We start from the raw sequence: 11,992 nt of genomic DNA, 5'->3' as shown, positions 1-11,992 counted from the left end.
GAATGATATGAAAACTGCATTTAATATTGTATTGGTTGGCGGAGGGTCTACATGGACGCCGGGTTTATTAAAGGCGTTATGTAAACTGAAAATGCGTCTGCCGTTAAAGAAACTGGTGATGTTCGATGTGAATGAAGAACGCCAGAAGGTGATTGGCGAATATGCCAGGGTGTTGTTTCGTGAAGAGTACCCGGAGCTGGAGTTTATGTATACCGGGGATGAAAATGTGGCGTTCAGCGATATGGATTTTATCTTTTGCCAGATGCGCACTGGCGGGTATGCCATGCGTGAGAAAGACGAAAAAATTCCGCTGAGCCTGGGTGTGATTGGCCAGGAGACCTGTGGTGCGGGTGGGTTTGCTTATGGTATGCGCTCTATTCGCGACATGATTGCGCTGGTGGAAAAGGTTCGCTCCCGTTCACCGAATGCCTGGATCCTGAACTACACCAACCCGGCGGCAATTGTAGCTGATGCGCTCAACAAACGTTTCCCGGATGATGACCGTATTCTGAATATTTGCGACCAGCCCGTTAACCTGCTTCGTTCATACGGTCGCCTGTTAGGGCGTGATCCGGGGACTTTTGACCCGGTCTATTTCGGTCTTAATCATTTCGGCTGGTTTACCCACCTGTACGACGAAAATGGCTACGATCTGGTTCCTGAGTTGAAGGCCTATATCGCGAAGAATGGTTTTATACCGGCTGATGCTGAGCAACGTGACCAGTCGTGGCTGGATACTTACGCGCTGGTGGCGGATATGCTGCGCGATTTCCCGGATTATCTGCCCAACACCTATCTGCAATACTATCTCTATCCGGAGTATAAATTCTCCAGACTCGATCCGAACTTCACCCGTGCCAATGAAGTGATCAATGGTCGGGAAAAAAGAGTCTTTGAAGAGTGTCGCACGGCGGTCGCGGAAGGGACAACACGAAATGTGCATGTTGTGCATAATGACGCGCATGGCGACATGATCGTTGAGCTGGCGGAAGCTATCGCGTTTAACCTGAAAAAGAAATTCATCGTTATGGTGCCGAACAACGGCCTGGTCGAGAACCTGGATGACGATGTCATGGTTGAGCTAACGGCTGAAGTCGGCTGCAACGGTCCTCGTCCGTATGGCGTGGGGAAAATCCCGACGTTCTACAAAGGGATGATCGAACAGCAATTTGCTTATGAACGCCTGACGGTGGAAGCCTGGTTTGAAGGATCCTATGCCAAAGCTCTCCAGGCGCTGACGTTAAACCGGACGATTATTGATGCTAAAAAAGCGCGTAAAGTACTCGATGCATTAATTGAGGCTAACAGAGAGTATTGGCCGGAATTAAAATAAGCGAACTGGGCCTGCGGACTTCTGTGCTTATTGCTAAGAGCCTATCCCATTAGGGCTATTTTGCTTGTCATTTTGAACCTGGGCAGTGCTCAAGCTGCCTGCGCCAATAACGCCTGGTGGGATAGGCTCTAAAGAGGAGGAAACACGTTTTCCCCATCCTGATGAGTATCAGCCGAAATCAATCAGCTGGATTTCCTTGTAACTGAGTTTTGTCAGTTATCTGGGGCGTTCAGCTTCAGGATAACGGAAAAATGAGTGAAGGCACATGGCCCGGAGAATAAAATGTAACGTTTCGTGCATCATCAATTAAAGAAAAACATTGAAACTACAGCTTATAGTATATTTCATACTGATGAACTATGGCAGTCAGCGCCAGGGAAGACGCTACTTCGGGAATCAGGTTTTTAATCCATTTTACGTCTGAGAAAACGTGTTTCTGTCGGTAAATCATTAACGTCATTATTGGGGCGTTTATCTGGTGTGGTTAATTCTTTTTTGAGATGCTCAATGAATGTCATTGTTAATGGATTAATATATCTTGTTCTCTTTCTGATTGCATATAAATAATGAGAAAGTCCTGCGTGATACTCTGGCAGTATATGAACCAGTGCGCCTTTTTTAATATATAAAGAAGCCAGGTAATCTGGAATGCATGAAACACCATTATGATTTAGCAATATACTTAATAACGTCAGGCTGGAATTAGAGGTTATAACTGAATCAACGGGAACCATGATCTCTCCGTTGCCACCTGAAAATACCCAGTTATCATGGTAGGACATAACCAGATTGGTGATGCAGCGATGTTGGGTCAAATCATTAGGCGTTTTTATTGCGGGTTTTCCGGAGAGATATTGAGGGGAGCAACAATATATCCAGTTAATTTCTCCGATATAAGTGTGGCATTCCGTTTCAGTGAGTTTCCGGGTTATCCTCAATACCATATCAAAATTGGTTTCTGATAAATTGATTATGTTGTCATTCAAATCAATATGGAATTTCACACGGGGATATTTCATCTGATAAGCTGTAATCAGATCCGGAAGAACTTTTGAACCATAGGCTACCGAGCAGGATAGCTTCAGATGTCCCTCCGGCTCAGAATAACTACGAACTTTTGAAAACATATCTTCGCATTCTTCCAGCAGAGTAATCGCGCGATTAAAAACGGCCTCACCGTGCTCGGTAATAAAGATATTTCTGGTTGTTCTTTGTATTAACTGGGTACCCAGTTGTTCTTCGAGTTTTGACAGACTTTTGCTGACCGCTGAACGAGATAGCCCCAGTTCTCTGGCGGCTTTGGTGAAACTCCTTGTTTCGGCGATCCTCACAAAGACGCTTAACTGACTTAATGTACCTGAGTTTAACACATTGTGATCCTCCTCTTTCCTGTGATTGAGTGTATCAAAAATCATTAATTACGCAATGTTGTTAAATGATTGAGAAATCACAAAACAGAAAGTTATTTTATCCTGGCGATATTATTCTCTTTAATTCACTAATGAGTTGTATGTTATTCAACAATAATATAATTATTCCATTCCGATCACAAAATCCTGTTTTGTTATTAGCACTAAATAATTCGCTGTGGTTATGTAGAAATGTAGATGTTTCTTGTTTAACTAACATAATGGTAACATCATGAATAATAACGCTGATATTTCAGAAGGAATGATTTCACAGAAAATACCTTTTACAACGTATGATGTCGGATGGATTATTCTTTGTATTGGTATGGCCATTGGTGGTGGGATTATTTTTCTGCCTGTACAGATTGGTTTAAAAGGAATTTGGGTCTTTTCCTTATCGGTTCTGATTGCCTATCCTGCACTCTATATGATGCAGTCGCTTTACCTTAAAACTTTATCACAAAGCCCGGAATGTAAGGATTACTCTGGTGTTATTACCTATTATTTAGGTAAGAATTGGGGGTTTTTCCTCGGTGTGACGTATTTTATTATGTTGCTTAAAGGGATGTTAACCTATTCACTTGCAGCAACATTTGACAGTGCATCGTATCTCCAGACATTTGGCGTGACCTCGGAGATGCTGTCGGATAAGTGGTGGTATGGGCTGGTGGTCCTGGCCTTACTGGTAAGCATTGCGGCGCAAGGTGAGAAATTACTTTTCAAAGTTTCAGGCCCGATGGTGGTGGTAAAACTGGCGGTGGTTGTGCTGTTAGGTATGGTAATGATTCCGCACTGGGATATGCGCAACATTAGCAATTTGCCGCCTGTTGGAGAACTCCTGACAGGTACTGTTCTGACGCTGCCTTTTACATTGTTCTCTATCCTTTTTGTTCAGATTCTTAGTCCGATGAATGTCGCGTTCAGGAAAGTAGAAGCAGATCCTAAAATTGCCACTCTGCGAGCGTTAAGAGCGAGTCGGATAGCTTATGGAATACTCGTTTGCTCTGTGCTTTTCTTCGCGTTTTCGTTTACCTTTTCCCTGAGCCATGAGCAGGCGGTTGAGGCAGCTCAAAATAATATTTCCGCAATGGCCATTGTTGCAAAAGTTATTCCTGGGGAAATGGTGAGAGTGATGTCTATCCTGCTGAATATTTTCGCTATCGTGACGGCCTTTTTTGGCATTTTCCTCGGTTTTCAGGAGGCGATGAAAGGAATAGTGGTCAATGTACTGTCCCGGTTTATCGATGAAAAGGCAATTAATGAAACTGCTGTGAGTATCGGCGTTTCAGTCTTTATTGTTCTTCTGCTATGGGCATGGGTACTCACACACTTTCCTGTTCTGCTGTTACAACAGATAGGGGCGCCGGTTTATGGAATTGTTTCGTGTATTATTCCATGCTATCTGGTGTTTAAAGTCCCACAGCTTAAAAAATATTATTCCTGGCGGGTCCTGTTTATCTCAGGAACGGGACTGTTGCTCTGCCTGTCACCTTTTTTCAAATTATTTGAGTAGAAGGCTATCTGATGAAACACAATGCAGAACTGAAAAAATTCAAGATGAGTACACAACTAGCAATGTTGGGACGAAACCCTGATGAACAGAACGGATTTGTCAATGCGCCTGTATATCGCGGGTCGACAGTGGTCTACAAAAGCTGTGATGATATCCGACATAAAAGAGCCCGCTTTTCTTACGGCACATCCGGTACGCCCACGATTGAAAATTTAGAAATGGCCTGGTCCTCGCTTTGTGATTCAGCCGGGACGGTTCTTTCTCCATCCGGTCTTGGCGCACTGGCGCTGGCGCTATTCTCTGTCACCAGTGCGGGCGATCATATTCTGGTGACGGATTCCGTGTACCGACCAACCCGCAATTTCTGTAACACGCTGCTGTCGAAATATGGCGTTTCCGTAACGTACTACGATCCCCTGATCGGAACGGATATCGAAGCGCTCATCCAGGAAAATACCCGCGTAATCCTGCTTGAATGTCCGGGGTCGCAAAGTTTTGAGGTGCAGGACATCGGGGCGATTGTCGCGGTGGCTAAACGACACAATATCAGCACGATAATTGATAATACCTGGGCCACGCCTCTGTTTTTCAACGCGCATGCGCATGGCATTGATTTGTCCGTCGAGGCCGGCACGAAATATCTCAGCGGTCATTCCGATTTGCTGATGGGGTTAGTGTCTGCGAATGATTCTCACTGGCCGGCATTACGTAAAACGTATGATGCGATGGCGATGCTGCCAGGTGCTGAAGACTGTTTTCTGGCGTTACGTGGGTTGCGAACTATGCATCTGAGGGTAAAAGAGGCGGAAGCTCGTGGTCTGGAAATGGCTGACTGGTTAAAGCGTCAACCAGAAGTCAGCAGGGTGCTGCATCCGGCGTTTGAAGACTGCCCAGGCCATGAAAACTGGAAAAAGTATTTTACCGGTTCAACAGGCCTTTTCTCCATTGTACTTAATGCCCGCTTCAACCAGGATAATGTTGATGACATGCTTGATAACATGCGCATTTTTTGTATGGGGTTTTCCTGGGGCGGATTTGAAAGTCTCATCATTCCTTTTAATTGTGCGGAATACCGAACGGCAACGGCATGGAAACCGGAGGGGATGACGCTACGACTGCAGATTGGTCTGGAAGATATGGACGACCTGAAATATGACTTAAAAGAAGGTCTGAAGCGTTTGTCTAACCGGTAATTTATTCCCCTCACTGTCTCTGCGCGAGAGCGTCTCGCCGATACAGTGGGGGGAATTGTCGCAAGCATTCTCCTCCGCAGGCAATCAGAGCGCGTTTCTGGCGCCTGGCCCCCATTTTTTCTCTTCCTCCCTGATGATTACCTAACGACCTTCAGCGCCTGGGCATTGAGCGGTACAGGTCATCTGTCGCAGCCGAATCTGCCAATAGCCCGTTCATCTCCACTCCCCGCAGGCCTGATGGTATGCGCGTAGCGCTTATTCTCCGGTATATCCCTCTTCTTAAGGAGGTTATTGCGTCGCGTATCGCTTTTGCGCCCTCCCGGGGGCATCGGGCATGGCGGTGAAGAAAAGTTGATGCAGTGCACCGGGCTGGCCGGGTTACGCTCAGCATGTCGGTCGAACGGAAGGATAATTATGGGAAGAATGACAAGTTTGATAAGTTTGTCGTATTAGACAAGTTTGACAAGTTATTGCACGGTGAAGTGCGCGCAATCGACATCCCTGTTATCCGGCCTGGCGTTTTTGAGGGTCGGAAATACTGTTAGTCCGGAGTGTAAGATGAACCTTTCACCAGCAAGAGAAAAAATGCCTTCTGGCGATCCTGCCGCCCCTGCGGTAGCGATTGCCATGAAAGGCGTAAAAAAGCAGTTTTTAGATCATGACGATAACGCAGTAGACGTTATCAAAGATATTTCCCTCAATATTTATCACCAGGAATTTATCAGCATTGTCGGGCCCAGTGGCTGCGGCAAAACCACGATGTTTAACATTATCGCGGGGCTGTTGCCTCCGACGGCGGGCGACATTCAAGTGTTCGATCCGTACTATGCCATGCCCGGTAAAGGGCGTGTGGGCTACATGCTGCAAAAGGATCTGCTGTTTCCGTGGCGTACTATTCTGGATAACGTTTGTCTCGGTCTGGAAATTAACGAGATGCCGAAGAAGGAGCGGCATGAACGGGCAATGACATACCTGGATAAATACGGGCTGGGTGATTTTGCCCACGCTTATCCCGCCACGCTTTCAGGGGGAATGCGGCAACGCGCAGCACTGATCCGTACCCTGGTCATTGATCCTGACATCATTCTGCTTGATGAGCCGTTCTCTGCGCTGGACTACCAAACCCGGCTGGTACTGGAAGAGGAAATCCTGACGATCCTCAACGAATACAGAAAAACCGTGGTGTTGATCACCCATGATATTGGTGAAGCGATTGCCATGTCCGATCGTATTGCGGTGATGTCTCAGCGACCAACCTGGAACAAAAAAACCTACGATATTGGCCTTGCCAGGCGGCACGGCTCTGCCATGGGCGCCCGTAAAGATCCTCAATTCCAGACCTTCTTCGATGCCATCTGGGCTGATATGGATATCCAACTGGGGGAACATGCATGAGTAAATCCGCCGTTGTTGTTGGTAAAACTGCCTCGGATCGCGCACGCCAGGGACGTCAGCGCACAAAGCGCTGGCTGTCACTATTGCGGGATAATGGTTGCCGGGTATTGCTCCTCGTCGTCATTGTCGCTCTGTGGCAGCTAGGGGTGAATACCGGTGTGGTAAATGCCTTTCTGATGGGATCGCCAGCGGGGATTTGGCAGGAATTTGTACGTCTGGTGGCGAATGGTGAACTGTTACAAAATACCTATGTCACGGTATATGCCACCGTAACGGGATTTGTGCTGGGCAGCTTGCTCGGTTCATTTTCGGGGCTTTTGTTGTGGCATACACCAGTGCTGGCACGTATTCTCGATCCTTTTTTCATTGCACTCAACAGCCTGCCGAAGATCGCTTTGGCGCCGATCATCATCATTTGGTTTGGTTCCGGGCTGTTTTCCAAAATTGCGCTGGCCTTTATCGCGACCTATGTCGTGGCATTACTCTCCGCATGGCAAGGCACACACCAAATTGATGATAGCCAGGTAAACCTGATGCGTTCCCTGGGGGCTAACCGTAACCAGATTTTTCGTAAGGTGGTGGTGCCTTCGACCCTGCCGTGGATTATCGCGGCTTTTCGACTAAACATCGGTTTTGCCCTGATTGCCGATATCGGCGGTGAGTTCATCTCCTCCGATTATGGCCTGGGGAAAATGATTTTCGTTGCCGGCAACCTTTTCAATCTCAACGTTGTGTGGGTTGGCGTCTTTGCGTTGCTGATTGTTGCCATTGTGCTCTATCTGGTCGTGGTTCAACTACAACGCTGGTTACTGCCCTGGGAACGTCAGCAAACGCATCGCTAGGGGTACCGTTCCGTAGTTCCTTAACGCCTTAAGAAGGAAAGTAAAATGAATAAAATCGTTGCATGGGTGTGCGCGGCGCTATTTACCGCTTGTTCTGTCAATGCATCAGCGGCTGATGCGAAGCCCGATCGCGTACTGGTGACCGAAGCATTCCACTCTTTACTGTATCTGCCGGTTTATGTTGCCAGACACCAGGGATTTTTCGAAAAAAACCAGATAGACGTCACGTCGATTCGCTCCGCGGGGTCAGGACCAACGGCGCTGGCGGCGGTACTGTCTGGTGAAGCGCAATTTTCCGTACATGGCCCGGAGCATGTCGGATTCGCTCAACAAAAAGGGGGCAAGGCCAAAGCCGTCAGCGCGGTGGCTAACAGTGCGCCAGTATGGATTGTGGCTAAACCAGATTTTAAATTCTCTTCACCGGCGGATTTAAAAGGCAAACGGGTGGTCGTTGGCCTGGCGCCAGGGACGTCGAATACGCTGCTGTTACGCTTGCTAGGTCAGAACGGATTGAATCCGAAGACGGATGTGGAAATTAACGAAGTACAAAATGGTTCGGAACTGGGACCGTTGTTAGCGGGCCGCGCGGATGCTGCCGTGGTGTATGAACCTCAGGCGGATCAGGGGGTAGGGCAAGGGTTGAAAGTGATTTACGATTTTACGCGTGACTACCCGGAGTATGCGTTCTCCACCATTAATACCTCGGAGAAAATGATTGCCGATAATCCGCAACTGGTTGCGCGCTTTGTTAAAGCTATCAATGAATCGTTGGCGTTTATCCATCAGCATCCCGATGTTGCCAAACAGGTGGCACGCGAGGAATTTGCCGGACTGAACGGCAGCGTGGTGGATGCGGCGGTACAGCGGATGATCGACAGCAACGTCTATCCCGCCAACGCGGTCATTTCTCCTGAAGCATTTACAACCGCGATTAATATTCAGAAGTTTGTCGGCAATATCACACAGGATATGCCTTATACGCAAATCGTTGACGGTCAGTTTGCTGCCAGACCATAACAGGGACATGAGTGGATGAAGAAAGTGTTGGATACCTCGCCCTTTGCCACGATTGCCGCTACCCGGCGGCAGCTGGCGGCGCGCAAGATTTCTCCGAGCGAGCTGTTAAGCCATTTTCTGGCGCGTATCGAGCAGCGTGACGGCGAGATCAACGCGTGGCGTTACCTTGATACAGCGGGGGCGCGTCAGCGCGCCCTTGACCTGGACCAGCAGATGGACGCCATTGCCTGCAAGCCTGCGCTGTTTGGTATTCCTTATGGCGCGAAGGACATTTTTCATACCCGCGGTTTGCCGACCGAAGGGGGATCAAAGGTACTGAAAGGTCATATCTCCAGGGAAAACGCAAGCGTGATCGACAGGCTTGAGAGTCAGGGCGCTTTGTTGCTGGGGAAACTGACGACCACCGAATTTGCTAATCTGGGCACACCGCCGAAGACGGGCAATGCCTGGAACCCGGCGCATACGCCCGGTGGATCAAGTAGCGGATCGGCTGCCGCCGTCGGCGCGCGAATGGCGCTGATGGCATTGGGTACACAAACTGCCGGATCGCTGTCTCGTCCGGCGGCATTCAATGGTGTGACGGTACTGAAAGCGACCTATGGGCGTATCAGCAAGGCGGGAGTGATCCCCGCCAGTTGGTCGCTGGATCACGTTGGCGCTTTTACTCATACGGTTGAGGATACGGTACTGGTGTTTAATGCGCTTTCCGGCCCGGATGGTCGTGATGACACTACGCATTCCTTGCCCTATACGCCGCTGCAGCTGCGTGAAAATCACGATTACAGCGTGGGGATCGTGGAGCATCCCTATTATGCTGATGTGGATGATGAAATTGGCGCCGCTTGTCTGCAGGCAATGGATGATCTCGCCGGGCGAGGTGTTAAGCTCAAACGTATTGCGCTTCCGCAAAGCTTCGATGCAGCTTGCCGCGCCCACCATATTGTGATGCAGGCGGAGTGCGCAGCGTATCATCAGGACACCTTCTTACAGAAGCCGATGTTGTTTGGTGCGTATTTGCAGGAATTCCTGCAACAGGGGCTCGCGATCTCCGCGCAGGAATACTTGCAGGCGCAGCAGGTGAGAAGGCGTTATCGCCATGAGCTGGCGGCGTTGTTCGATGACGTGGATATCTTGATGACGCCAGCAACGCCGACATTGGCCCCCTATGGCCTGGCGGCCACCGGGTCTCCTGCTTACAATATGCCGTTTACCAACGCGGGCGTACCGACGTTGGCGCTGCCGGTGGGCATTTCCTCAACGGGAATGCCAATGGGCATACAGTGGGTTTCTCGTCACGGTAATGAGCAGGCGCTGGTGGATTTAGGCATGCTGTATCAACAGATCACAGACTGGCATGCCTGTCTGCCGCCACTCTGTCAGGTATAATGGTTGATAACTGCGTGGCGCCTCCGTCAGAAAAGCGTCACGCGATGAGACCACAGGACGCACCGGTCTGGTATACAGCTACTTTTCCGGTCAATGGGATAGATATGTCATGTACGATAAATTATTGACGGTTTCTGATGCGGCGAAAATGCTGGGGATCTCTGCCAGCACGTTGCGTCGACTGGAAGAAAACGGGGAGGTCAAAACCTATGGGCTGAAGGTCGTTTATACCCCAGGCGGTCAGCGTCGTTACCTTGCGGACGAGATTCAGCGGGTTTTCACGCAGACGGGTTTTGCCCACAAGATAGGCTTTGGTAGCAAGGCGGCGATTTTGGTGCGGGATGTTACCTACGCCTACATGGATTCCGGTTCGACGCTGGCGATTGATACCCCGTTTGATAAACAAGGCTTGCATCGGTTGTTGACGCTTGCGGCGCAGCGTGGGCTACCAACGATATTTACTCGCACAATTTATCGTCCTGAACATGCATTTTCCTGGCTGTGGGGGAAAAAATACCCGTTTATTACCAGGCTGACAGAAGATGCCTACCTCAACCAGATCGATGAGGCGCTGGCGGATGCGCCCTTTTCGCGCAACCATACAACGTGTTATGTCTCTGACTTTTATGGTAATAATCTGGAGGCGTGGCTAAAACAGCAGGGCATCGATACCATAATTCTGGGGGGCGTTACCGCCAGCGGCAGTATTCGCGCTACCGCCATTGAGGCGTTTCAGATGGGGTTCCATGTGATGGTGCCCCGCGAAGTGATTGGCGATCGCAGCCAGTCATTGCTTGATTTCACCTTGCTGGATCTTAATGCCCGCTATGCTGATGTATTAAGTCTTGAAGAGGTGTCCGGGTGGCTGACGACTTTACCATTCGCGCCGGGTGAATCAACAATGCGTCATTGCCAGCCCGATGAGTTGAGTGAATGATGCATGTCATTAATTCTCTGATTGTGTTGTGATTTCTCCTCGACATTCAGTATCAGTGGCCATATTTATCCGGGGTGCTGTCTATGATTGCTCATCAGACCGGTTATGTCGCGCAAGTGTGAGTCGTCTCGTTTTTCCCTGTCGGCGTACCGGTTGCGGTGACCGTCACCTTAATGAAGGCAGGCGCTGTGGCTGAATAAAAGTCTTCTGTTTCACCTTTCATGTTGGCATAAGCATTGAACGGTTACCAGGCGCGTGACGCGCCTGTACGAGTGGAATTGGCACACAAAGGGCAAATATCAAGCTTCATTATTCAGGCGCTGCATCGCTAACGCCCGCCAGGGGGCGGCAAGAAACGGCATTGCCGACAGCGCCAGTAACTCTTCATCGCTGCCCTGGTTATCAAACACCATACGCTGTACCCGACTGAGCGGCCAGCCGTCGGCGAGGCGATCGATAAGAATAAAGGTATCATCGCAACGGGCTTCCCCCGGCGTCACAACCCGATAGAACCAACCGTTGCGCGACTGTCGATGCATGATCGTCGGTGCATTCGGATCCTGCAGCCGCCCGGCCATAGTCTGGCAGGCGACTCTGCCCCAGGAGACCTGGATTTCTGCGCTACCGAGGCGAAAAACATCTCCCGGGCAGACATCATTTTCCGTCATTCCGCGAGTGGAAAAGTTCTCGCCGAAGATCCCGGTGTAGAGCGCCTGGCCACCCAGCGCCGGGTAACGTTCGCGCCAGAAATCGTAATGTTCCAGCGCGTAATGCATCAGCGCGCAGTCCGGATCTGAAAAATGTTCCTGGATACCGTTCTCTGCTTCCAGTCCGTGCTTGCTGAGGTGTACCCGACCGCGCAGCACTATTTTGCGCTGCGAACCATCAGCCTGGCGCTGATTGCCCAGAATAGCCTGTAGCCTGACCGAAAAATCTGTATTCATGATTGACTCCCGGGGGTTCCGCC

10 protein-coding genes are annotated in these 11,992 nt (G+C 49.6%); 8 read left to right on the top strand and 2 right to left on the bottom strand.

From position 1 onward, the window contains the following. Positions 1-7: 7 nt before the first annotated feature. A complete protein-coding gene (locus FE839_RS14115; RefSeq protein WP_138361440.1) occupies positions 8-1,333 on the top strand; it encodes a 6-phospho-alpha-glucosidase in 1,326 nt (441 codons plus the stop codon). Between the two features lie 404 nt (positions 1,334-1,737). Here the strand turns inward: FE839_RS14115 and FE839_RS14110 are convergent, their stop codons facing one another. Then, positions 1,738-2,703 carry a LysR family transcriptional regulator gene (locus FE839_RS14110; RefSeq protein WP_138361439.1) on the bottom strand — a complete coding sequence of 322 codons (966 nt, stop codon included), beginning with the start codon at positions 2,701-2,703 and terminating at the stop codon, positions 1,738-1,740. Between the two features lie 271 nt (positions 2,704-2,974). Here FE839_RS14110 and FE839_RS14105 point away from each other — a divergent pair, with 271 nt between their 5' ends. From FE839_RS14105 to FE839_RS14075, 7 genes are all read left to right on the top strand, one after another. Further along, positions 2,975-4,255, top strand: a complete 1,281-nt coding sequence (locus FE839_RS14105) for an amino acid permease (protein WP_138361438.1) — start codon at positions 2,975-2,977, stop codon at positions 4,253-4,255. 11 nt (positions 4,256-4,266) lie between these two features. Next, positions 4,267-5,448, top strand: coding sequence for a cystathionine beta-lyase (metC, locus tag FE839_RS14100; RefSeq protein WP_138361437.1), 1,182 nt, complete (start codon positions 4,267-4,269; stop codon positions 5,446-5,448). Positions 5,449-6,006: 558 nt separating this feature from the next. Further along, positions 6,007-6,843: an ABC transporter ATP-binding protein gene (locus FE839_RS14095; protein ID WP_138361436.1), complete on the top strand. Its 837-nt coding sequence runs from the start codon at positions 6,007-6,009 to the stop codon at positions 6,841-6,843. Then, a complete protein-coding gene (locus tag FE839_RS14090) occupies positions 6,840-7,685 on the top strand; it encodes an ABC transporter permease (RefSeq protein WP_138361435.1) in 846 nt (281 codons plus the stop codon). Before FE839_RS14095 ends, FE839_RS14090 begins: the two co-directional genes overlap by 4 nt. A gap of 45 nt (positions 7,686-7,730) precedes the next feature. Beyond that, positions 7,731-8,702 carry an ABC transporter substrate-binding protein gene (locus FE839_RS14085; RefSeq protein ID WP_138361434.1) on the top strand — a complete coding sequence of 324 codons (972 nt, stop codon included), beginning with the start codon at positions 7,731-7,733 and terminating at the stop codon, positions 8,700-8,702. 15 nt (positions 8,703-8,717) lie between these two features. Beyond that, positions 8,718-10,088 (top strand): amidase, encoded by a 1,371-nt coding sequence (locus FE839_RS14080; RefSeq protein ID WP_138361433.1) that lies wholly within the window; start codon positions 8,718-8,720, stop codon positions 10,086-10,088. Between the two features lie 109 nt (positions 10,089-10,197). Further along, positions 10,198-11,025, top strand: a complete 828-nt coding sequence (locus FE839_RS14075; RefSeq protein ID WP_138361432.1) for an isochorismatase family protein — start codon at positions 10,198-10,200, stop codon at positions 11,023-11,025. Positions 11,026-11,324: 299 nt separating this feature from the next. Here FE839_RS14075 and FE839_RS14070 read toward each other — a convergent pair whose 3' ends face one another. Then, a complete protein-coding gene (locus tag FE839_RS14070) occupies positions 11,325-11,969 on the bottom strand; it encodes an MOSC domain-containing protein (protein WP_138361431.1) in 645 nt (214 codons plus the stop codon). Positions 11,970-11,992: the final 23 nt, after the last annotated feature.

Origin of the sequence: Klebsiella indica (assembly GCF_005860775.1) — a bacterium.
GTDB lineage: Bacteria > Pseudomonadota > Gammaproteobacteria > Enterobacterales > Enterobacteriaceae > Klebsiella > Klebsiella indica.
Note: the sequence above shows the minus strand (reverse complement) of the source record. Positions and strands in the feature narration are given on the sequence as shown.